The organism is Breznakia pachnodae (genome assembly GCF_030814225.1).
In the GTDB taxonomy this organism is placed as follows: Bacteria; Bacillota_I; Bacilli_A; order Erysipelotrichales; family Erysipelotrichaceae; genus Breznakia; species Breznakia pachnodae.
Genome location: NZ_JAUSUR010000001.1, coordinates 411,991 through 436,457 on the forward strand (window position 1 = coordinate 411,991; position 24,467 = coordinate 436,457).

Sequence of the window (24,467 nt, forward strand, 5' to 3'; positions counted from 1 at the left end):
CAAATAAGCAAATAAATCTAGTTTCTAAGCGATAATTGTCACAAAAAAGATTGAGGTTACGCTCAATCTTTTTGAATCGGAATTTGAATCATAATCATAAAGTCATCTTTATTTCTAACTACAAATTCACCGCCGTGAATCTGAATGATTTTCTCAACACTTTTTAAACCAATATGATTACTTTCAATATCTTCTGTTTTTTCTAATTTTGAATTACTCATATGGAACTGATAGTTCCCTTTTCTTACTTCACTCATAATCAAAATCGGATATTTAGAATCTGCATATTTCAAAACATTTGAAAACAGATTATCAACTGCTCGCTTCATCAGACGCATATTCATATCTAAGTTTATATCTTCCACATCAAACTTTACGATTACATCATACCCTTGTAATCTTAACAGTTGTGCACTTTCCTCAATATATGCTTCCCATTCACTAATACACTCAGGTTTTAAATCAATCTTTTCATCTTGACCATATACAAGAAAGTATTCAAACATCTCATCCGATAATGTGCGTATCTGCTGTACTTTATCCATTGCTTTATCCAGATATTGTTCGTTTTGGGTTGGATCCCCTTTTTTTAATCGTAAGATATCCAAATATCCCATCAATGAAGTGAGCGGTGTTCTCAAATCATGAGACATTGATGTAATTAAGTCTTTATTTGATTCTCGCATTCTCATTTCACTTTTCATACTCTCTAAAAAAGATTCTCGCATAATATTCAGATCTTTTCCTAATTCACTTATTTCATCATTACCTACAATACTCACTGGATGTTCTAAAGTTCCACTAGCTAATACTTCAACATCTTCCTGCATTTTTCGAATTGCTCTTACCTTGCTTTGGATAAACCATAGGAATGGAATAATATAGAATGATATTGCAATTGCGATAATCGCAAATATATATGGTAATACATATTGGTATAAAGGATAGGAATAAACAAGTACCAATGATTGTGTATTTTCAAAATCCAACATATATGTTCGATACAATGGTGAACTTATTGTTGCAAGATTAGAAAAACTTCCTTCAATTGATGACTCATAACTGTAGCTATTTGTATTAGCATAGAAAATCTCATTATTCGAATACAAAATTACATCTGTATAATCACTTTGATGCTTATCCATTATTTTACGTATTTGATTATAGTTTAAATCATTTAATTCTATATCCTTTGTTTCTTCATTAATGTTTTCCATCATTGTATTCATATCTTCTTCTACAATATTATCTCTCAAAAATCCAAAGAACGCATATCGATGTTCATACATGATAAAATACAGTGAAACTGCAACAATTCCAGCAATCAAATTTATTAATATCAACTGGATTGATAGTTTATTCATAAATCTAAACCCTTCAATTTTTTTGAATATTCTTTTTAAAATTTTCTTTCGTTCAATAAGCGTTAATATAAGATAACATAAGCCAACAATTACTACTGCACCAATGGCTATAATAATTACATATGTATGATAGAAAGGGTTAAAGTTTGCACGAACAGTCAAGGTTCCTAGGGAACCATCTTCGAATTCAATTGATTGATCTTTGAATGCCTTTTCGCCAAAAGGATACCAGTATTGGTATGCATCTTCTTTCAGGAAAAAGACTCCTGTATATTTTGAATCTGACAAAGTATAAGAATAAGTTCCCAATTTCTCTTCGAGTATTTTATCAATATCATTATAACTTTTGTCCTCTATAGTATAATTCTGTAACTCTATTCTTAATTCCTCAATAGTCTTATCACTAACCATGTATTTACTATAATCTTCTTTCGTGATATACATTAATGCATCATTTCGATAAGCATAAGCAACAAAGAAACAGACGACGCCAATAAAGATAGATAGGTAAATTTTAAGGACAGTTTTTGCACGTTTACTCAAAACGGTACCCCTTTCCCCACACGTTCTTAATGATTTGTGGTTTTTGTGGATTCTTCTCAATTTTCTTTCTTAAATTACGCATATGCACCATCACTGTATTATTTGCATTATAGTAATAAGGTTCTTGCCATATCGTTTCATAAATATGTTCTACTGAGAAAATTTGTTGAGGATGTGTAGCAAGTAAATGCAACATTCGATACTCAATATCGGTTAATTCAATTTCATTTCCATCCATCAGTACTTTTTCTTTGCTTTCATCAATTGTTAAAGGACCAAACTGCATCACTTGTTCTTCTGCCTCACCTTTTCCCTGATAAACATAATAACGACGAAGCATTGCCTTTACTCTTGCTGTTAATTCATTATATAAGAATGGTTTTGTCAAATAATCATCTGCACCAGATGAAAATCCTAATGTCTTATCACTTTCGGCTCCTCGTGCACTTAAAAATAAAATTGGGGCTTTATTCTTTTTACGAATTTCCACACATGCCTGATAACCATTCATCTTTGGCATCATTATATCTAAAATAAACAGATCAATTGTTTCATCTGCTTTTTGTGTTGCTTCATCTCCATCTTTCGCTTCAACAATCTCATAGCCTTCACTTCCAAGAAGTACTGAAATAACTTCTCTAATCTCCGGATTGTCATCTGCGACTAAAATTTTTGTTTTTTTCATATGATATCTCTCCACTTATATCTGCTTTGATTATACAACATTAATAAGATTATTAAGAGATTTTTAAGATTTCTTAAGATTTGCTTTAACCGATTCTTAAGTATTGAGTGACATAATGGTCACAGCGGAGGAAGTTTATGAAAAAGCAAAAAGAGATTATAGTTCACTTTTCAATAACCATAATAGGAGTATTCTTTATTCTATTATTAATACCCAAAGAATCTATTTTTGGTTCTTCTACTGATTGGTTTTCCCAACATGTACAAATAGCTGATACCTTGCGTACTTCAATTTATGAACATGGATTATTTTATGATTATGTAGATTTACTTGGTGGTGGACAAAACATATATGCCTTTTCCTACTATGGCTTGTTTCGACCAGACCTTTTATTATCATTATTATTACCTGCAGTAGCAATGAAGGACATTATTATTACCTATATGATATTCAACTTTATTCTAAGTTTGAATCTTCTATATTACTTCTTAAAGCAACATAAGATAGATATGATTCCAGCACTGATTGCTGTTGCCTTACTTGCACTATCATCTTTTGTCTTTCACTCACACAGACAGATTATGTTTGTGAACTATATGCCTTATTTAATACTATCAATGATTTTTATTGATCGAATATTTACAAAGAAATGCTCGTATCCATTAATTATAAGTAGCATGCTTATCATTCTTCATAGTTTCTTTTTCTCAGTAAGTAGTTTCTTTGTATTAGGAATTTATTTTCTATATAACTTCTATACTTATAATTATTCGCTCAAGCGAAAAGAAGATCGAAAACTATTATGGAAATTTATTATCTGTATTTTGTTAGGAATTATGATAAGCGTAATTCTATTACTACCCACAGGTCTTGTATTATTAGAACATTCAAGATGCGATGGTATATTTGATCCTAATATTCTTATCCCAGATATCAGTTATAAGAATCTTCTGTATGACAAATATGGAATGGGACTTACAATGATTGCCTGGATTGGCTTATGTTTAGGATTACGAAATAAAAAGAATCGATACTTAAGTATTGGATTGATGTTGTGTCTAACCTTGCCTATTGTTACTTACCTGTTAAATGGAACATTGTACTTACGAGCTAAAATATTTATTACCTTTCTACCTTTACTATTATTTGTAATTGCACATTCCATAAATGACTTAATCAAACATCCAATAGAAAAGTTCCATCCTTGGATATTACTCTTCTTTTTACCACTACTGCTTAGCGATAACTTAAGTGTTATTGTCACTGATATAGTCATATGCCTACTTGTGTTAATTCTTTATCATATTACAAAGAGACCAATTACTTTACTTTTATGTATTAGTTATCCACTTGTAGTATGTATGGAAAACAATGCTATGGAAGATTATGTAACAAAGAAAAGTTATCAGAATGCAACAAGTATAAAAGAAGACCAAACCCTAAGCAATTATACATTTGACAGCAATTATCGTTTTGATGATATTCGTTACACACTATCAAATGTAAACTATGCAGCAACTGATATGAAACGTACAACGATGTATACATCAATTAACAATTCAATTTACAATAAATTCTTCTATGATATTGCGTATAATGCAATACCGACAAGAAATCGTGTCATTACAAGTCTGCAGAATAATTATATATTTCAAGAGTTAATGGCAGTTCGTTATCTTTATACCAATAAGAATTACACACCATATGGATATAAAACAGTATGTGAAAATGGAAAGATTCGCTTATTAGAAAATGAAAATGTGCTTCCAATTGCTTATGCTACTTCCAACGTTATTAGTGAACAAACGTATAATGAACTGACATATCCTAATAGTCTGGATGCTCTATACCGTTATACGATTGTAAATAACAGTTCTAAGACACCAAGTAAAAGCACTATAACAAAAACTAACACTACTTTTAATGAAGTCAGTAAAGACGATACACTTAGCTATTCAATGTTAGATGATAAGATCAAAATTGATAGTTCAGATAAAAGCAAGCTGAAATTACAGGCTGATGAAACTCTAGAAAATAAGATGTTATTAATTCAGTTTGATGTGAAGGATATCAGTAATATCAAAACAAAAGATTTATCAATCAGCATCAATGGGGTTACAAATAAGTTATCAAGTAAGAATGCACCTTATCCTAATAACAATACAACCTTTACTTATATTCTATCTGCTGATGAAGCTATTGATACTTTAAACATTACCTTTTCTAAAGGAGAATATACATTGGAAAATATATCAATTTATGAACTTCCCTATAGTACGCAAAAGAAAGATTCAATTACTGCATTAGATACAATTAAATCAGACAGTATATTAAAGGGGTCAATAGATGTAGAAGAAGCTGGTTACTTCATTACATCCTTACCAATGCAAAATGGATATGAAGTTTATGTGGATGGTAAGAAACAAGAATATGAAACCGTTAATAAAGCATTCCTTGGCTTTTCAATAAGTGAAGGAAAACATGAAATTGAAATTAAATTTACTGCACCAGGAAAATCAATTGGTGCCACTGTAAGTGTGGTTGCGATCATACTTGTTGCTGCTTACATTATTATAGAAAGAAGGGGTTATTATGAAAACAACAATTAATAAATTAGATAAAATTAGTATTATTGTTCCTTGTTTTAATGAAGAGGAATCATTACCATTATTCTACAAAGAAACAATGAAAGAATTGCATCAAATAGATGGAACAGAGTATGAGTTTATTTTTGTCGATGATGGTAGTAATGATCGTACCATCAGTGTATTAAAAGAGTTATCAATACAAGATGATAATTGTAACTATTATTCATTCTCTAGAAACTTTGGGAAAGAAGCTGCAATGTTTGCAGGGCTACAAAAAGCGACTGGTGATTATTGCGTTATTATGGATGCAGATTTGCAGCATCCTCCTAAATTACTAAAAGATATGTATTATGCATTAAAAGTAGAACAATACGATTGCTGTGCTGGCAAGCGAATGGATCGTGAGGGAGAAGGTAAACTACGTAATTTTCTATCACGTTCCTTCTATAAAGTAATTCAGCGCTTAACTAACATGGATATGAGTGATGGTGCAGGTGATTTTCGAATGATGAGTCGAGTAATGGTAGATGCAATTCTACAAATCCAGGAATATAATCGTTATATGAAAGGAATCTTCTCATTTGTTGGTTTCGATACAAAATGGATTCCATTCAACAATACAGAACGAGTAGCTGGAGAAACAAAATGGAGTTTTAAAAGTTTGTTTGGCTATGCAATGGAAGGAATTGTTTCTTTCTCTACAAAGCCATTAAAACTTGCTGGAATTATTGGTGTCTTATTACTAGTTGTCTCATTCTTTTTTGGAGGATACCTACTATTTCAATTACTGCTGCAAAACCATGTAAGTGGAACCTATGTGCTAATGGAAGTTATATTATTGGTTAGCAGTCTGCAAATGATTTTTGTATCAATTCTTGGACAATATCTTTCAAAGGATTATCTGGAAAACAAAAAAAGACCTATTTATATTGTGAAAGAGAGTAACACTCATCATGTCTAAAAAACGATTATTTGTTCTTGTTCTCCCTTTTGCCATCTTATTTTCATTATTGACATATGAAGTTACTGCAAGTTCCTCTTCGAAAGATAATGTTAATCTAATGATAGTAGCTCATCCAGACGATGAAAGTATCTTTGCAGGCAATGAAATTCTAAATAACTCTTATCATATTGTATGTATTACCAATGGTAATAATGAAGTTAGAAAACAAGAATTTGAGAAAATGCTGGAAGTAACTGGTAATACAGGGGTTATGCTGTCTTATCCAGATAAAACGAATGGTGAACGTGATGATTGGTCAAGTGTAGGAAGTGATATTGAGGAAGAACTAAATAATATTATTGCCAGTAGAGAATGGGGAAAAATTGTTACTCATAATCCTAAAGGTGAATATGGGCATATCCAACATAAAAAAACCAATGAAATTGTAACGAAACTAGTAACACAACAAAACAAAGATGACCAACTTTATTACTTTGGAGATTACTTCAAAGCTAAAAATGAAGCAGGTCATACTAAAACACTAAATAAAGAGCAATCGAAAGAAAAAGTAAAATTGCTTACTGTATATTCTTCACAACTGAAGACAGTTAATAAACTGCATCATATTCTAGATTATGAAGAATTGGTACCATACCAAAAATAAGGAACTGACCTGAATCAGTTCCTTTTCCTTATCGCTTATTTATTTCATCAATTTTCTTATTGATATAATGAATTAATTTTTCACTTTCACCTTTTTCATAATAACTCATATGTGATTCATAATATCCATGTTCATATGCATCTTCATCTGCAAAATATGCATGATAACCATTTGCATAATTAACAACAATACAGTTCTCACATTCAATTTGTTCCTCCAAAGTAGAAAACAATTCTGCTGGAATACAAATAACCATAAATTTATTCAATTTAATAATTGATAAGTGAACCTCATGAGTAAGTGATCCATCATCATGTTCAACTAACAGATAATTTGCTTTAGCGCCTTCATAGAGCGATTCTAACAGGCGTATCGCCTGTGGTTCCAACCCACTTTCAATTCCCTTCTCTAAAGCCACCTTCGCCTCATCTAAGAGTTTCTCAGCTTCTTCAAGTGTTCCCAACTTCTTCTTTTTCATATCATAAGAATAATGCGAAGCATGATACTTATTAATATCAAATGGTTTAGCATTTTGCAATGAAACGCAAATCTTTTCAACTAGAATAGATGCTAAACGAACAACCTCATCTTTTGATGCACTCTCTCTTGTAAATCTTGTACTGATATTTCCACAAGATCCATTTAAGAACATTACATTCTGATAATCCTGAGTTAGTTGATTTTCTACTTCGCCAACAAAGTCAGATGAGATATCCACATTATCATCATGCAGAATCGTTGGATGACATGCAAAATGATACAACAGTATATCTTCTCGTTTATTTCTTGAACACAAGATAGTAGTTAATTTATTAGGTACTTTCACATCTTCACTGTGACGACTTGCTGCAACACCCTCTACATCACATTGTCCAACTCTTACTTCAAACTTCGATAAATCTATCGTTGCTTCTTTTACGGCATGCATACAACGCATTACCACATGTCGTAAGTATTCTCTATTATAATCTCCAAACACTTCTTTAAACGCCCCACTCTCACAAGTTCCTTGTGGACCTGAATGGGTATGTGTAGCAAATACTTCCACATCATGAAAACGGAAATGACGAACATCTAATTCGTCCTTCAACATCACCATAAAATTATGATCAATGGCAATCAGATCCAGAGATAACCATAAATATGATTTCCCCCAGTTCTTCATAACCAATGCTCTTGCATACAAAGGAGAATGTACCCCCTCTGAGATTCGAGGTTTTAAATAACCCGCTAAAGGCACACCAACATCTGGTGTGATTTCTACTTTTGAAAATCCTACCTTCATTCTTTCACCTTCCTAACTCATTGCAAATAATTCTGTAGTTTTCAAATTCATTTATACTAATCTTTATATTTCTACTTTTGCTTTTAAAAGTAAAAGCACATCTTTCAGATTACTATCTGCCTGTAAAGAAATGCTTATCCCTCTACCTTCCATATATTTGCGTGCTTCACGCAATTCCTTTTTTAAATTATCTGCAAGTTCACTTGCTTCAAGTGCTTCTACTGCGCGATCACCAAAAACAAATGATACTTCAAAATAATTCTCTCTAGGAAGAATATAAAATAAAGTTCGTTTCTTCTGCTTTACTAACTGTGTCCATCCTGATTTCTTTGAATACATTTTCCATTCATAGGTAATATCACCATATTCATCACTACGTTCTTTTAATGATGTTAATACACGATAACTTCCACCCAAGGTATTCTTCAACATCTCCTCTGTTGGCATCACTGCCTTGTCTACAAATACTGGTTCCATCTTTTTCTCCTTTACCTAGTTGTTATTTCACCAATTATATCACTACTATTAGTTTATATTATGTGATTACTAATAAATTATAAATAAATCAGTGATACTTGATACGTTCACTGATATTACTTACCTTTTAATTGAATCATACTGCTTAATGGAAAAATCAGTTTCACTGTTGTCCCTTCGTTTTGGGTTGAATCCAGTTCAAGACCTACATATAACTTCTCACAAAGCCGTTTACACAGATACAATCCCATTCCTGTAGATTTAGAATATTGACGCCCATTATCTCCAGTAAACCCACGTTCAAACACCCGTTTCACATCCTTATTGGTAATACCGATTCCATTATCTTTTATATATAGAATCGTATTTTCTTTCTCTACTGTCGCAGAAAGTTGAATTATTCCATTTTCATTTACATACTTCAAAGCATTATCAATTAATTGATTAATAATAAAAATCATCCATTTTTCATCCGTATATACAAGCGTATCTAAATTATTTAGTTCTACTTTTATTTTCTTATAAATAAAGGTTTCCTTATGTTTACGAATAATTGGATTCACAATATCTGTAAGTTTGTATTCTTTTAATACATAATCTTTTTCCACACTTGTACTTCGAGCATAAAACAATGCCTGTTCCACAAACCCATCAATTCGTTCCAACTCTTTTTCTATCTTAATCATTTCTGAGCTTTTATTATTTTCACTAATCAGCTTCGCTGCTGCAAGTGGCGTCTTTACTTCATGAACCCATAGTTCAATATATTCTTTATATTCTTTTTCACGGATTGCATATTCATTGATACTATCATGGATATTCTTATCCAAATCCTGTAAGATATCATATAAAATTTTTCCTTCCAGAAAATCAGGTTCCTTCACCATTTCATGGACAAGATATTTTTTATCTAATTTATCAAAGGTTTCTGTTAATCGTTTATAAAACGATGCTTTCATATAATAGTCAATAAATAATATACATCCGATCAGTACCCAAAGTAAGATAGTAAAAAATAAAATAGTATCAATATTATTACCTGAAGCCACAAAAAAAGTTACTTCAATTAACGTCACAATGAGAGCTAAAGCGATTACATAAAATTTTGATGATAAATATTTAGAGAGTTTCATAGACAATATACCCCAATCCACGTTTGGTTTGGATTAATTCATCCAATCCGATTCCCTCTAATTTTTTACGTAATCGATTAATATTTACGGTTAATGTATTATCATCCACAAACAGATCTCCATCCCACATATCACTCATAATTTCATCACGACTGACAATTTCATTCTTACGTTTAATCAAACAATGAAGAATCCGAAATTCATTCTTAGTGAGTTCAATTGTTTGCTGTTGATACTGAAATGTATTCTTACTAATATCTAGTACACATTCACCCAAATACAAGATATTAGATGTCTGATTTTTATACACACGCATAATCAAGCGCTCAATTCTAGCTAACAGAATCTGTAAGTTATAAGGTTTACTTACAAAATCATCCGCACCTAAGTTCATACTCATCAGTTCATCAATTTCACTTGTTTTACTGGTTACAATCATAATTGGCACTTCCGATACTTTTCTAATTTCTCTGCAGATGTAATAACCATCAAATACTGGCAAGTTTAAATCCAATAAAATCAGATGTGGATTCGCATTTAAAACACTAGCAACAATATCCTCAAAGTTATCAAACAGCAATGCTTCATAACCATTCTTGTTTAAGAATTGTGCCAGTTCATTTCTAATATTTAAATCATCCTCAATAATTGCAATTTTATACATAAGTACATTATATAAGATTATAGCAATAAAAAAAAGAGTTGGTATTTTCTACCAACTCCTCATCTTACATTCCATCGTGCATTGTACGATGAATTACATCATCCTGTTGTTCTTTAGATAGCTTGTTGAAATTAACAGCATATCCAGATACACGAATTGTTAATTGTGGATATTTTTCCGGATGTTTTTGTGCATCCAATAATGTTTCACGGTTAAATACGTTAACATTTAAATGGTGACCACCACTTGTTGTATATCCATCAATCATTGTAACTAAGTTATCTACTCTATCTTTCATGTTCATTACCTCCGCTTACTCGTCGTCTTTTCCTAATGCTTCAGGAATAATTGAGAACGTATTAGAGATACCATCTCTAGAGTATTCATATGGTAACTTCGCTACTGATTCCAGTGATGCTACCGCACCAGATGAATCTCTACCATGCATTGGGTTTGCCCCAGGTGCAAATGGTTCTCCAGCTTTTCTTCCATCAGGTGTATTTCCTGTTTTCTTACCATATACAACATTTGAAGTAATTGTAAGAATACTCATTGAAGGAACTCCACCACGGTAAGTTCTATGTTCTTTAATCATATTCATAAATGTTTTTACAAGACTTGCTGCAATATCATCTACACGGTCGTCATTGTTTCCGTATTTAGGAAAATCACCTTCGATTTCATAGTCTACTACAATTCCATCTTCATCACGAATTGCTTTTACTTTCGCATATTTAATTGCAGAAAGAGAATCTGCAACTACTGAAAGTCCAGCAATACCTGTAGCAAAGAAACGTCTTACATCTTGATCATGTAGTGCCATTTCTAGTGCTTCATATGAATATTTATCATGCATGTAGTGGATAACATTTAGTGTATTTACATACAGTTCTGCTAACCAGCTCATCATCTGATGATATTTACTCATTACTTCATCATAGTCTAAGTACTCAGAAGTAATCGGTTCCATTCTTGGTGATACCTGAACTTTTTTCTTTTCGTCCACTCCACCATTGATTGCATATAATAAACATTTTGCCAAGTTTGCACGTGCCCCAAAGAACTGCATATCTTTACCAACTTTCATACAAGATACACAACATGCAATACAGTAGTCATCTCCCATTTCAATGCGCATTAGATCATCATTTTCATATTGAATTGAACTTGTTTCAATTGAGATCTTTGCACAGAAACGTTTGAACTCGTTTGGCAGACGAGTTGACCATAATACTGTCAGGTTTGGCTCTGGTGCTGGTCCTAAGTTCACTAATGTATGTAATACACGAAATGAGTTCTTAGTAACTAATGTTCTACCATCTAGTCCCATACCACCAATTGATTCAGTTACCCAAGTTGGGTCTCCTGAGAATAACTCGTTGTAATCAGGTGTTCTCATGAATTTTACTAAACGTAATTTCATAATAAAGTGATCCATCATCTCCTGTGCTTGAGATTCATCAATAACTCCATTATCAATATCACGTTGAATATAAATATCCAAGAACGTTGATGTACGTCCAAGTGACATAGCAGCTCCATTTTGATCTTTTACTGCTGCTAAATATCCAAAGTATACTGCTTGAATGGCTTCCTGTGCTGTTGTAGCCGGTTCAGAAATGTCGCAATCATAGATCATTGCCATTTCTTTCAAAGCAGTAAGTGCTCTAATTTGTTCGGAAACTTCTTCACGTTCACGGATTCTTTCTTCTGTCATTGAACCCAATAAAACGCTGTTTAATAAATCTTGTTTATCTTTAATAAGATAATTTACACCATATAGTGCAACACGACGATAATCCCCAACGATTCTTCCTCGTCCATACGCATCTGGTAATCCTGTGATGATACCACATGTACGTGCACGTCTCATTTCTGGTGTATAAGCATCAAAAACCCCCTGGTTGTGTGTTTTACGATATTTCGTAAATACTTCAACTACTTCTGGATCAATTTCAAATCCATAAGCTTTCAATGCTGATTCGCTCATACGAATTCCACCAAACGGTTGCAAAGAACGTTTGAATGGTTTATCCGTTTGGAAACCAACAATTGTTTCTAAGTTTTTGTCTAAATACCCTGCGCCATGAGAAGTTAATGATGATACAACTTTTGTATCGGCATCAAGTACCCCACCAGCGTCTCTTTCTTGTTGATTCAAATCCAGAACTTGGTCCCATAATTTCTTAGTTGCTTCTGTTGGTGCCGCTAAAAAACTGTCATCACCTTCATAAGGTTCATAGTTCTTTTGGATGAAATCACGAACATCGATTTCTTTACTCCATTTTCCAGACTTAAATCCGTCCCAGCCTTTATACATTACATTACCTCTTTTCTTAAGTTGCTAATTTAGCAATTCGTTTGACTCACGAAAACGAATGTATTGACTCACGCATGAATTATAACACAATACGCATTTCTTGTCATCAATTTGCGTAGTCTTTTTGCTCAACAAATTCTTTCATTTTGCAATCGATATAAATCTCTAAAATTTCTTCTGGCTGATAGCCTTTTACTTTAGAAACTAGCTCTCCTTTATGAAGAAACAAGACCGTAGGGACAACCTCCACTTCATAGTATTCATTGATCTGATAATTGCTTTGATTGATATCTACTATATAAGTACTAAGATTATTAAATTTATCTGCCATACTGTTTACGATAGGGGCCATCACTGAGCAGTTTGCACAGCCATCACCAGTAATCAAAACCAGACAGAAGTCTTCCTTTCCTAGTACATTTTTAAAATTCTCGTTTGTTAACATTACTTTACTCCTAAGATTTCTTTCGTCTTCTTTACTGCATCTTTGCTTGGTGGATTTACACCTTCCAAAGGATACTCCATATCCATTGCTTCATACTTTACCTTTCCCATCGTATGGTAAGGCAGAACTTCGACTTTTTCTATATTCTCAAACTGATTTAAGAACTCATGTAAATGTATGATGTCCTGTTCATCATCACTATACCCTGGTACTAATACATAACGAATCCAAACTGGTTTTTTATGTTCATTTAAGAACGATAAAAAAGCCTTTGGCTTCGTATTACTTTGTCCAGTTAATATCTGGTGTTTCTTGTCATCAATCTGCTTGATATCAAGTAGAAATAAATCGGTGTATTCCAATAAGGTTAGAAATTTCTCTAGTACTTCAGGATTGTCTTCCTGAAATGTAATTCCTGAAGTATCAATACAAGTATGTAAACCTGCTTTTTTTAACTTCTTAAACAGTTCAATCACGAAATCAATTTGTAATAGTGGCTCTCCACCACTAATCGTGACTCCTCCATCCTTGATATAATTATAGTATTTCTGGATTTGCTGGAACACTTCTTCTGCACTGTAGTCTTTTCCACCATTCATTTTCCATGTATCTGGATTATGACAGTACAAACAGCGAAGTGGACACCCCTGTAGGAAAACGATAAATCGCACTCCTGGTCCATCAACGGTTCCAAAGCTTTCAAAAGAATGAATTTTTGCCAATTTCATCACCTCGTTTGTATTATATCACAGCTTTGAAAATTCCTTGGAGAAAATGACCTCTGATATTTGTATTTTTAGGTTTTATCTTTTATACTTATACTATGATAAAACAGATTATTGATGAAAATGGAATGCGAAGATCCCTTATTCGTATTACCCATGAAATCCTTGAACATAACAAAGGAACACAGGATATTGTTTTGGTAGGTATTGAAACCCGTGGTATCTATCTGGCAAAACGACTTCAAGAAACCATTCAGCAGGTAGAAGGTACTCAAGTTGAGTGTTTTTCTTTGAATGTATATCCCTGGCGTGATGATATTATCAGAAAAGAACAACCTACTCAACAGTTGGACATCAAAGATAAGAAAGTAATTCTTGTGGATGATGTACTATTCAAAGGTAGAACGGTACGTGCTGCGATGGATGCAATTATGCATTTTGGTCGAGCAAAAGAAATACAGTTAGCGGTTCTTGTAGATCGTGGACATCGTGAACTCCCGATTCGCGCTGATTATGTTGGAAAGAATATTCCTAGTTCACTGGAAGAAAACATTAAAGTAAAAGTTCATGAAATTGATGGAGAAGATGGTATTTATATCATCAAGTAAAGGAGACTTATGAAATTCAATAAAGATTATGTATTAGATATTGCGAAGAATTTATTATCAATTGATTCACCTACTGGTTACACCAAAGGTGCAACTGAATTCTTAGAAAAAGAATTATCATCATTAGGTTATGAATCTTTTAGAAATGAAAAAGGCAACTTAATGGTTAGCGTAGAAGGTAAAAATAATGAAAGACACCGTGCTGTATTGGCACATGTGGATACTTTAGGCTTAATGGTTCGTTCAATCAATAGTGATGGAACATTGGCTCTAACCAACTTAGGTGGACCTATCATTCCTACTTTAGATGCTGAATATTGCCGCATTATTACCCGTGATAAAAAAGTGTATACAGGAACTATCCTAGCAGATGTTCCTGCAGTTCATGTATATCCGGATGCATCTACCAAAGAACGTAAAATTGAAAATATGATTGTTCGTATTGATGAAGTTGTGAAGACGAAGGAAGATGTTGAAAAGTTAGGTATTCAGAATGGTGATATTGTAGCAATTGACCCAAAAGTTCAAATCACTGAGAGTGGATTTGTGAAATCACGTTTCTTAGATGATAAGATTAGTGTTTCATTATTAATGGGAGTACTAGAATCTATTAAAACTAACAAACTGACAATTGAAGATAAAACAACATTTATTTTCTCTACTTATGAAGAAGTAGGTCATGGTGCTGCTTCAATCCCAAATGATATCAATGAAGCCTTAGCAGTCGATATGGGGTGTATAGGACTCGATTTGGCTTGTACTGAGTATGATGTATCAATTTGTGCAAAAGACTCGTCAGGGCCTTACGATTACGATATGACAACGAACTTGATTAACTTATCAAAAGATAACAAGTTAAGTTATGCAGTTGATATCTATCCTTACTACGGTAGCGATGTAAGTGCTGCTCTTCGTGGTGGTAACAATATCAAAGGTGCATTAATTGGTCCAGGTGTTCATGCAAGTCATGGAATGGAAAGAACCCATTATCAAGCAATTGAAAATGCAATGAAGTTAGTAATGCTTTACTTACAAAAATAAACAAGAAAAAATGCTCGCAGAAATTATCTGTGAGCATTTTTATATACATAACTTGTTATAATACTTTCCCCCAACTATTACCATTCTTATCACAAATAGCAACATAGGCTTTTCCACCAACAGATCGATTATACTCAATCCAAGTATATCCATCTGCATGATGATAATTAACATAATTTACTTTCATTCCACTTCCATAACACAATTCTTCATTTTTAGCATTCTTCACTACTACTCCTTGAGTGCTTGGTTTTGTACGAATTCTAACACTATCTACACTAAACTGAAATGTTCCAGATTTAGGAATAGTAAGATACCCTAGATCTTTGACTTGAGTTACTTCTTTCACATATGCTTTGGGTCTAAATATCCTTAAGACACCATATGTACTCATTTGTATCTGTGTTGCCTTTTGTGTACCTGCCTGATTCTGACCCAACACAGTAACAATATATTCTCCACTACGTAGTGAATCTTTACCATCAATTTTACGAATCATTGCAATATGACTGTATGGTGATTGAGGCACTTCTCCCCAAACAATCCAATCTCCATCTTGCATATGTTCATCTTTCGCAACCGAATCATAATTTTTCAAAATTCCATTTGAATTCATATTATTTGCAATGTCCTTTACATACCCTGTAGTAGTACAATTAATTCTAGGATATCCCATAAGACCATTAAAATAGTCAAATAAATCCCAACACTGTGCACCATAATAACCATCACGATCAATTGCTTTACCGATTGTTTTTAAATAAAACTCATGTGGTGTCATAATATTACTCATATAATCTCTATCTCCTTTCTATCAAATAAATAAAGAGAGACATTATGCCTCTCCTTGTAATCTTCTAATCAACAATTCTTGTATATCGTCATTAAAATCCTCAATTAAACCATTGCCCCCTAATTCATGATACGAGATATACATTTTATCCCAAGTCTCTTTCCCATGTATCGTTATATATCCTAGAGAAATATACTTTTCATGCATATCCATTAAATCACTTCGTAATATACACGCCAATCCTGCTTCTACAGCAAATTTTTTTCTTGATTTCTCTAACTGCAGTTGATTATTTAACTTTTGATTATCATTGTATATACATTTCGCAATATAAGATACAACTCCTAATACTGCAGTAACTACTGCCAATATAACTGATTCAAATAATCCCAACTCTATCCTCTCCTATTCTTCTTTTTGTTTTTGCATCAATACCTCATAAATCCCTGTAGCACCTAAGAACGTCATTATCACTACCAATATAAAATCAGTGATAGTTCCACCACCATAGTGAACAGTGAGAATGTAACTCCATACAATAGTAATTACTACTGTTGCAAGTCTAGCAACATTTCCTTTCAATTCAACATTGAAAAAGTTTTTTACGCCTTGTGTTGATACTGTGGTTAATGTAGATGTCAAAACTGCCATTATTACAATCGGAAATAGATTCTGAATGATTTCTACTGCGTTTTTCATTTTTTTATTTTTCCTTTTTTACTTCACCTAAACAATTCCTTCTATTTTCTTTATACACAATGTTTGTGTAGCACTAGCTGCGCTAGGAATTATGCGAAACGATCTACATACTTGTATTGTTAAATTAACAGCACCTGCATACAGTTTTATAGTTCCTAATCCCAATTCCGAACCGGTTGTTGTACCACTAATTGGATTAGAACCAGTATAACTTAATAAATCTTCTAAATATGAGCATTCTATCACACCAGCAATTGATGAAGGCGTAGCAGTAGTCGCCACATGAACCTTAATTCGGTCATACATATTTAACTCAGTCCGTGTTAATGAAATTGTATTTCCTTCTGTAAATGTATTTGCCAATGTACTGAATATTAATATTTTCCCACTTACTAATTTCCATCCACCCCAAACTCCATTCATCTTCAATCTAGTGAAAGTTGCTTGTGCTGTTCCAACTAAATGATAAACTTGCTTCGTATCATTACCTCCTCCAAACACTTGCATCCATCCATTGATCTCTATTGGTCTGTTTATACAATTACTACAATAATATATTCCTGTATAAATTTCGTTATCTAAGGATTTACCTTCTAAAGGTATATATCCTCTAATATTTTGCATATATGGATTTCCATGAGAATCATTACCTAAATTAAATGAGTTATTTAATTTAGTTTGAACATTACTTCCATCTTCTGTTGGAACTTGTTCTGCTGTTAATACCTCTAACTCAATCCATTCACCATAAGTTCCATCAGGATTTTGAAATCTTATTTTTGTTCCATCTATTTCATGTGATGGTTTATCACCTTTATCACCTTTAATCGTAATTATATCTTCCCATTCTTTTGTTGTTTCATTTTTAATTTTTAATATTGCCATTAGTTCCTCCCTTATTGTGGTATTCCCCAAATTTTTGTAATACTTTGTCCATTAACAACCGAGTTTAATAAACTTGTTGGTATATAAATGGTATTTTTATTAGTTTCATTAGTATATGTATAAAATCTCAATGGTCCTGCATAATTATACTGCGTGTTCACTCTTTCAGTCTGTTGCAAAAGTGGACCACTCACTAGAAGTGGATTGTTTCCACTTCCTGCAAACATCAAACCACCATATATATCTAAATTATCACTGATTTTGAGAGTAGTATCGCCTGTATAAGTTCCAGTCCACAACGTTACTCTGCCTGCTATTAATTTCCAACCTTTCCATGTTCCATTGTTACAAGTACATTCGTATATTTCCTCAGTACTTGTTCGATATGCAATTAGTTTCTTATAAGTATTACTCATTATTTTTACATCTAAATACCAACCACTCACATATGGTGTGTTTAATTGCTCAGTACCATAAATTAAATACATACCCGATTGTTCAATCGTATAAACATCAATATTCTCTTTTTTTATCATTCCATACTGGTCTTGTTCATTTGGTATTCCATTTTGATCGACTCCTAAACTAAATGTGTTATCTATTTTCTCCTGAACATTACTTCCATCTTCTGTTTTTACCTGATCTGCATAAATTTCAAAATCAGGAGTTCCATCTGGTAAAACCCAGACATTATATTCACCATCTTCTGGAGGTATATCATTTCCAAAATACACTCCACTAGGCCCTTTTAGATTTACACCATTATCCCAAGAACCATCAGGGTTCTTGAAATGTAAAAAAGTATTTTCCCATTTATGTTCTGGAATAAATTCTCCATCCTCTAACATTTTATTTACTTTATCAATTAATTCATTAACTTCTTTTTGTAGCTCTGCAGAGTTTTCATCAAGCTTTGCTACTTCTTTAATTAAAGCTTGTAATTTATCGTTAACATTTAGTTCAATATATGAGTTTACTGTATCGATTACAACTAATTGCCAACTATCATTTTCAGGTAAGATATTATTAGAACCTACACTTGATTGAACTGCTAAATATACTGGATCAGTTTGTAAAACCTCATTACCATCTGTTAATGAAAACGCAATTCCTAAATAACCATCCTTAACGAATGCATTCATTGGTAATGTAAATACTCCATCCTTTAAAGGTAATGCAAATGCATCTAGTTTTCTTGGAGAAATACTTTTTGTAGGTACCCATGCATAATATGGCGTAACTACATAGTTTTCATATGTGCTGTCCTTTATGAATTGAATATTTATATTATTACTATATTGAAAAGGTAGAACATCTGTATCTTGTTCTACCCTCAACTTATTTTGCGTTAATGTACAATGAATCATTATTTATCACCGTCTTTCTTTTCTAATTCATTTACTTTTTTATTTAATTTTTGAATCTGTTGAACACATGCCATTAAAATAACATTATAATCAACAGAATATCTTGATTCAGATATACCATCTGTACTTAGTTCACTTATTAAGTAATCTTTATATTTGTCTCCAAGTAAATCCTGTGCAATTACCCCTACTTGATATTCTGCACCATTTATATAATCAAATCTTTTCACTTTAATTCGTTCAACCAAATCACTTATATCAATTGCATTTATATTTTCTTTCAATCTAATATCAGATCCAACTGTAATAGGCGTAGATGCCATAATTACAGGGGCTGACAATGATACTTGTTTTCTAGCCCATAGATTAGTTATTCCAAAATCATTAAACAAAATAAATGCGTTTTGTTGTTTATTTCTACTGAAATTAATAATCATTTGAACTGATCCATCTAAATCATCAACTCTTAAATAAGCTTCATCACTTAAATAGATATGCCTTTTCACTGCTCCTGTCGAATTTGTTAAATATAATGCTTCTCCAATAGATATAGATTTATCTACGTCTATTGTAGATCCTGTTATGTTTCCTCCATTTATTGTAGAACCAGTAATTTTAGTACCTGTGATATTTCCTCCTGTTATAGTATTACCATCGACTAATGCTCCTTTTATAGTACCTCCCGAAATCGTATTTCCTTCTATCGTTGAACCTTTGATTTTACCACCAGTAATTGTGTTTCCGCTGAGTTCGATACCTTTTATTACACCTGCACTAATGAAATTACCATTTATTGCACCATCTTGAGTAATTGCTACATCAAAAGGTCCTTTATATCCATTTTTAGAGAATCCAAATCCTCCCAAACCAATTCTCCAAACATTTTTTGCACTTTCTTTAGGTAATTTATCTAAGATTAATATTTCGCTATCATCAATATAAACATTACCTAGTTTGTTAAGATTATTAATTATGTCTGTTTGATGTTGTACTACTTCATAATTCTGATCTGCTTTTTCAACTGCTTCTTTAATATTATTTTTAAGATCTTGAAATACTGTTTTCACATCTCTTACATAGTTTCCAAATGCTAAAGTCTTTACTCGTCTGGTTAAAACATCATAGGTATAGGAAATAACTTTGGTTTTTAAATCTACAAGTGGATGTTTTACACTAATTGTGTCACCAATTCCTAATGATTGTTCAATATTTGATTCAATCTCATAGTTTACTTTTGGAACCTTACTTTCATTCAAATAGTCTTTTGCCTTTTGAAGTAACTCTGTACGCATTTGTTGAATTGTTTTATCAGCACCACTTTCCGTCTTCTTATCTATTGAAAATGATACCGATCTTGTATATGGAGTTTCATATTGAATATCTGCATAGACATATTGATCTGTTAGTTTTAAATCATCTGGACCTACAGGAAGCAACTTTGTACAAACAGTACTCCAATCCTCTACAATTCTCATTGATTGAAGATTTTTACCATATGCAATGGATACTCCATTGTCTTTTCCAACTTTTTGTTTAAGATTGATTTTAAATCCATCTATGTCATATACACCACCAAAAAGTTTCTCCGTTTCCTCTAGTGCTTCAAGATACGATACACAAGTAAACTCACTAGTTGCTGTAATCTTTTCAATATCACTATCTACTATAAAAGGACTTGTGATATCGGTTCTAAAATTTATCCAGTTTAAAAACACTGCAGCTGTTAAATTTTTAGGGGTCACCGAATCCAACAAATACTTTTCTGAATCGAATACAATATGATTTGCTACAAATGAAATTCTTTTATTCGTATAACTAGGATTACCAATTCGAAAAGGTTGAATACCTTTCTCCTTGGTTTCTACGGTAATAATATTATCTTTTATTAAGATAGATGAATATTCTATAGATGTTTCTACTTCAATGCTCCATCCATTTAAAGATTGACTTTTACTCTCTATACATTTCAATGGTAAAACACTACCTAATCCATTTGAATTGAATGATTGTTCTCTAGCATCATATACTTTTATCATAGCCATCGATCCTTTCGTTTTACTTTTATTTCAACATTTCCAGAATGTACAACTACAGGATTTGGTCCTGGACATAACTTCGGATACTGAAAACCAATCACAATATTTTTAGATTTAGATTTCCCATTGAAATATTCTTTTTTTTCTTCACTGTCAATTTCTACTACTCCATCCGAATCAAATACATATTGAAAACGTATATTTCCAATCGTAATATCGGCTTTTTCTCCATCCTTTCCTTTTATTAATAGAAGAGGTTCTGAATAAACATTACCTAAATTATGAATGCTGTCTTTTACACAAATATACTGATCTTTCGCAGTATACCAAAAAGGTGATCTAATGTAATTAACAACTGCCATGTATATTGATTCACTTCTAACAATGGAAACTTCATCATAAATAACAATCTTAGCAATTCTTCCATTGTATTCTAAGTCACCACTACCTGATAACCATTCCAAAATTTCATCTCTTCTATTTATATCTAAGACTTGTAATTCCAAAGACGATACAACATTGTTGTATCCTGTTTCTTCAAATATTGAGCCATCTCTACCTTCAACTTGAATTTCATTGTAGCGTTTCGTAGCTCTTGTATGAAAATTTTCTTCAATTGGCAGGATGCTCATTGCTTTATTTGTTATTTCTTTAAATTTAAACATTACATCACCGCCTCTAATAATCTACTATCAACAAATTTCCCTACTTCTTCATCATTTAATTTAATACACAAATATTTAAAAGCTTTTATGTTCGCTTCTGCCATTTTATTATAGTCAATGATATCGATTGGGTTAGCTCCTCCACCAGTTGTTAATGGAGCTACAGTTGTTCTATTTCCCTGTTGTAATAATAATTCTGGTCCTGCTTCTCCTACCATAGCAATACCACTCATCAATTGTCCACCTTTAGCTAAAGGTGTGATATTATCTAATTTTGGAATATTGAACCCAAATGATTTTCCACCAATTACTGGTATCCAATCTGGAACATCAAATTTTATTTTATTAAGCCCTTTTATTAATTCATTTAATCCATCAATTGCAGAATTCATAATTCCAATAACTGCATTAATTGGAGTTTTAAATATACCTTCAAGCGTGTTGATAATACCACTGAAAATACCTTTTACCCCTTCCCAGGCACGATCCCAGTCACCAGTAAAAACACCACTGATAAACTCGATTACTCCTTTAAATATTTCTACTGCTCCAGCTACAATACTTTTAATCCCATCAAATACACCACCAAATGTTCTTAAGAGTCCACTAAACACTCTTCCAAAAGAATTTGAAAAAGTATTAAACACCTCTGCTAAGATTGGACCAAAAGTTTTAATTAACCAATCTACTATTGGTTTGATAGTTTCCCATAAGGTAATCATTTGAAGAATAATATCACCTACAAATGAAGTCCATGAATTCCATAATGGTTGAATTCCGTTTTCCCAAATATCTGTGAATACGTTTGTAAGATTTGTAAAAATCGGTTCTAGTGTTGTATCCCACAGAGTCGTAAGTGTTTCACTTATTCCATTCCACGCTTCAGTAACTGCTTCACGGAATGTTTCATTATTTTCCCATAAATCTGCAATTGCTAAAGCAACTAAAGCTATTACTGCAATTACTGCTAGTATTGGTGCTAATACACCAGTAAGCGAACCTGATAATCCAGTAAAACTTGTTTGTAATACCTTTAATGTCTCAGGAAACTGGGTTAATAACGTTGAGAAACTTCCCATAGCTTCACCTAAGCTAAATACAATTTCAGTCATTGGTGCAGCAAAATTTGTGAAAAATGATTCTAAATCTGTAAATCCTGTACCAATTAACATTACATTCTCATAGACTTCTTTTAATGTGTCTATTGTACTACCAATAGATTTAGAGACTTCATCAAATTTTGTTTTTACCTTATCAATATGTTCACTTGATTTACCTAATTGCTCCGCAATATCTTTAACATTACTTGACATACTTACTCCTTTCCAGCTTTATATGATAGATAATCATTTCGTTAAATAGAATTGGATCCATTCTCCAAAATGCATCTTCACTCAAGCCAATTAAAAGAGCAGAATATAATAACTCTGCCCACTTTATTTCGTTAACTTCGTTAGACTCTTGCGACTTTCCTGTTTTTTTTTGAAACCTTCCATTTTTTCTTTGAATATTTCAAATATTACAAAAATTGTATCATCATTTATATCAATTAACGATAATGCATCTTCTACTGATACCTTTTGTCCATTTGACTGTAAAATTGCGTGGATCAAAACACCTGCCGCTTCTATTTGATTTTGATCTTCCTGCATTTTTTTATTTAATTTTTCTAATCCATAATCATTCAACAACTTTAGTGTAAGCCAATTGATACTTATATCAATTGTTTCACCATTTGATAAAGTAATATCCTTCATCTTATTCACCAGCTAATACAGACATTAAGTCTTCTGGTGTTAGAATTGGTTTGCTAAAGAATTTATCTTCAGTTAATCCTTCAGGCAGTTTGAATTCTGTTTCTACTTTTGTACGATTATCTCCATTGTCATTGAATGCCATAGCAGAGATTGTAAATGTATCATTTTGTTCAGCAAATTCTACATCACTTGTAGTCACATCATCTGTGTTGGCAGTTAATTTACATTTAGGATACCATTCAAAACGATAGTGACCATTTTTTAGTACGACTACTTTACCATAAGCAAAGTAAGGACGTTCCTTGTTACCACCACTAATGATTAATCCATTATCTTCAATTACATCGCCTCTCATTTTTGCAAGTGTTTCTGCAGGGAAAGCGACAACTTCAACACTAATATCGGTTGACGCTAAAATAGACACTACATCATAATCTTTTCCACTTGCTCTTACTTTTGTACTTGTTGCATTTTCAGTAACACTTACACTTTTTACAACTTCTGTTTTTTCTACCTTTTCCTCATATACTGATTCGTATACTCCTTCAGGATTGCTCTGTGCAAAGCATACATATTGCGCTCCTACTGTTTCTTTAATTTGTGGTCTTTTGTTTTCAATTGACATTTTTAATACCATCCTTTCTTTTCTTGTTAATCATTGATTAATAATGTCTTTCATCATGCTTGTTCATGACTACTTTTGTTCGTAATACACTTCTATCTTTATCTTCAGTTATACAATCGCATCACCTTCCTTTTTAATTCTTAATACAACTTTTG

Annotated in this window: 23 protein-coding genes and 1 pseudogene; 5 read left to right on the top strand and 19 right to left on the bottom strand. The window is 32.4% G+C overall.

What is annotated here, in order from left to right; all coding sequences use genetic code 11:
* Positions 1-62: 62 nt before the first annotated feature.
* Positions 63-1,907, bottom strand: coding sequence for a HAMP domain-containing sensor histidine kinase (locus J2S15_RS02060; RefSeq protein ID WP_307404996.1), 1,845 nt, complete (start codon positions 1,905-1,907; stop codon positions 63-65).
* On the bottom strand, positions 1,900-2,592 hold the full coding sequence (locus tag J2S15_RS02065) for a response regulator transcription factor (protein ID WP_307404998.1): 693 nt from the start codon (positions 2,590-2,592) through the stop codon (positions 1,900-1,902). The genes J2S15_RS02060 and J2S15_RS02065 overlap by 8 nt, the downstream gene beginning before the upstream one ends.
* A gap of 137 nt (positions 2,593-2,729) precedes the next feature.
* Here J2S15_RS02065 and J2S15_RS02070 point away from each other — a divergent pair, with 137 nt between their 5' ends.
* Genes J2S15_RS02070 through J2S15_RS02080 form a run of 3 tightly spaced genes read left to right on the top strand, consistent with a single transcriptional unit; the run spans position 2,730 to position 6,787 of the window.
* Positions 2,730-5,201, top strand: a complete 2,472-nt coding sequence (locus J2S15_RS02070) for a YfhO family protein (protein ID WP_307404999.1) — start codon at positions 2,730-2,732, stop codon at positions 5,199-5,201.
* On the top strand, positions 5,185-6,141 hold the full coding sequence (locus tag J2S15_RS02075) for a glycosyltransferase family 2 protein (RefSeq protein ID WP_307405001.1): 957 nt from the start codon (positions 5,185-5,187) through the stop codon (positions 6,139-6,141). The genes J2S15_RS02070 and J2S15_RS02075 overlap by 17 nt, the downstream gene beginning before the upstream one ends.
* On the top strand, positions 6,134-6,787 hold the full coding sequence (locus tag J2S15_RS02080) for a PIG-L family deacetylase (RefSeq protein ID WP_307405002.1): 654 nt from the start codon (positions 6,134-6,136) through the stop codon (positions 6,785-6,787). The genes J2S15_RS02075 and J2S15_RS02080 overlap by 8 nt, the downstream gene beginning before the upstream one ends.
* Positions 6,788-6,815: 28 nt before the next feature.
* Here J2S15_RS02080 and J2S15_RS02085 read toward each other — a convergent pair whose 3' ends face one another.
* The 7 genes and pseudogenes from J2S15_RS02085 to pflA form a co-directional block, all read right to left on the bottom strand.
* Positions 6,816-8,072, bottom strand: a complete 1,257-nt coding sequence (locus J2S15_RS02085; RefSeq protein ID WP_307405004.1) for a neutral/alkaline non-lysosomal ceramidase N-terminal domain-containing protein — start codon at positions 8,070-8,072, stop codon at positions 6,816-6,818.
* Positions 8,073-8,135: 63 nt separating this feature from the next.
* Positions 8,136-8,549 carry a DUF3788 family protein gene (locus J2S15_RS02090; protein WP_307405006.1) on the bottom strand — a complete coding sequence of 138 codons (414 nt, stop codon included), beginning with the start codon at positions 8,547-8,549 and terminating at the stop codon, positions 8,136-8,138.
* Between the two features lie 116 nt (positions 8,550-8,665).
* Positions 8,666-9,682 carry a sensor histidine kinase gene (locus J2S15_RS02095; RefSeq protein WP_307405008.1) on the bottom strand — a complete coding sequence of 339 codons (1,017 nt, stop codon included), beginning with the start codon at positions 9,680-9,682 and terminating at the stop codon, positions 8,666-8,668.
* Positions 9,669-10,346: a response regulator transcription factor gene (locus tag J2S15_RS02100; RefSeq protein ID WP_307405010.1), complete on the bottom strand. Its 678-nt coding sequence runs from the start codon at positions 10,344-10,346 to the stop codon at positions 9,669-9,671. Before J2S15_RS02100 ends, J2S15_RS02095 begins: the two co-directional genes overlap by 14 nt.
* Positions 10,347-10,410: 64 nt before the next feature.
* A pseudogene (gene pflB / locus J2S15_RS02105) lies at positions 10,411-12,666 on the bottom strand (formate C-acetyltransferase).
* 106 nt (positions 12,667-12,772) lie between these two features.
* On the bottom strand, positions 12,773-13,111 hold the full coding sequence (locus J2S15_RS02110) for a thioredoxin family protein (protein WP_307405012.1): 339 nt from the start codon (positions 13,109-13,111) through the stop codon (positions 12,773-12,775).
* Positions 13,111-13,839, bottom strand: coding sequence for a pyruvate formate-lyase-activating protein (gene pflA, locus J2S15_RS02115; protein WP_307405015.1), 729 nt, complete (start codon positions 13,837-13,839; stop codon positions 13,111-13,113). Before pflA ends, J2S15_RS02110 begins: the two co-directional genes overlap by 1 nt.
* Positions 13,840-13,934: 95 nt before the next feature.
* Between pflA and pyrR the strand changes: the two genes are divergently transcribed.
* On the top strand, positions 13,935-14,444 hold the full coding sequence (gene pyrR, locus J2S15_RS02120; protein ID WP_307405017.1) for a bifunctional pyr operon transcriptional regulator/uracil phosphoribosyltransferase PyrR: 510 nt from the start codon (positions 13,935-13,937) through the stop codon (positions 14,442-14,444).
* Positions 14,445-14,453: 9 nt separating this feature from the next.
* Positions 14,454-15,485, top strand: coding sequence for a M42 family metallopeptidase (locus J2S15_RS02125; protein ID WP_307405019.1), 1,032 nt, complete (start codon positions 14,454-14,456; stop codon positions 15,483-15,485).
* Positions 15,486-15,540: 55 nt separating this feature from the next.
* Here J2S15_RS02125 and J2S15_RS02130 read toward each other — a convergent pair whose 3' ends face one another.
* From J2S15_RS02130 to J2S15_RS02175, 10 genes are all read right to left on the bottom strand, one after another.
* A complete protein-coding gene (locus J2S15_RS02130; protein WP_307405021.1) occupies positions 15,541-16,278 on the bottom strand; it encodes a hypothetical protein in 738 nt (245 codons plus the stop codon).
* Between the two features lie 42 nt (positions 16,279-16,320).
* Positions 16,321-16,671 (bottom strand): hypothetical protein, encoded by a 351-nt coding sequence (locus tag J2S15_RS02135; RefSeq protein WP_307405024.1) that lies wholly within the window; start codon positions 16,669-16,671, stop codon positions 16,321-16,323.
* A gap of 12 nt (positions 16,672-16,683) precedes the next feature.
* Positions 16,684-16,977, bottom strand: coding sequence for a hypothetical protein (locus tag J2S15_RS02140; protein ID WP_307405025.1), 294 nt, complete (start codon positions 16,975-16,977; stop codon positions 16,684-16,686).
* Between the two features lie 27 nt (positions 16,978-17,004).
* Positions 17,005-17,862, bottom strand: coding sequence for a pyocin knob domain-containing protein (locus J2S15_RS02145; protein WP_307405027.1), 858 nt, complete (start codon positions 17,860-17,862; stop codon positions 17,005-17,007).
* 11 nt (positions 17,863-17,873) lie between these two features.
* Positions 17,874-19,229, bottom strand: coding sequence for a pyocin knob domain-containing protein (locus tag J2S15_RS02150; RefSeq protein ID WP_307405029.1), 1,356 nt, complete (start codon positions 19,227-19,229; stop codon positions 17,874-17,876).
* Positions 19,229-21,265: a phage tail spike protein gene (locus J2S15_RS02155; RefSeq protein WP_307405031.1), complete on the bottom strand. Its 2,037-nt coding sequence runs from the start codon at positions 21,263-21,265 to the stop codon at positions 19,229-19,231. Before J2S15_RS02155 ends, J2S15_RS02150 begins: the two co-directional genes overlap by 1 nt.
* On the bottom strand, positions 21,262-21,930 hold the full coding sequence (locus J2S15_RS02160; protein ID WP_307405033.1) for a hypothetical protein: 669 nt from the start codon (positions 21,928-21,930) through the stop codon (positions 21,262-21,264). The genes J2S15_RS02155 and J2S15_RS02160 overlap by 4 nt, the downstream gene beginning before the upstream one ends.
* Positions 21,930-23,243 (bottom strand): phage tail protein, encoded by a 1,314-nt coding sequence (locus tag J2S15_RS02165; protein ID WP_307405035.1) that lies wholly within the window; start codon positions 23,241-23,243, stop codon positions 21,930-21,932. Before J2S15_RS02165 ends, J2S15_RS02160 begins: the two co-directional genes overlap by 1 nt.
* A 123-nt stretch (positions 23,244-23,366) precedes the next feature.
* A complete protein-coding gene (locus J2S15_RS02170; protein ID WP_307405037.1) occupies positions 23,367-23,687 on the bottom strand; it encodes a hypothetical protein in 321 nt (106 codons plus the stop codon).
* A 1-nt stretch (position 23,688) separates the two neighbouring features.
* Positions 23,689-24,312 (bottom strand): major tail protein, encoded by a 624-nt coding sequence (locus J2S15_RS02175; protein ID WP_307405039.1) that lies wholly within the window; start codon positions 24,310-24,312, stop codon positions 23,689-23,691.
* Between the last annotated feature and the right edge of the window lie 155 nt (positions 24,313-24,467).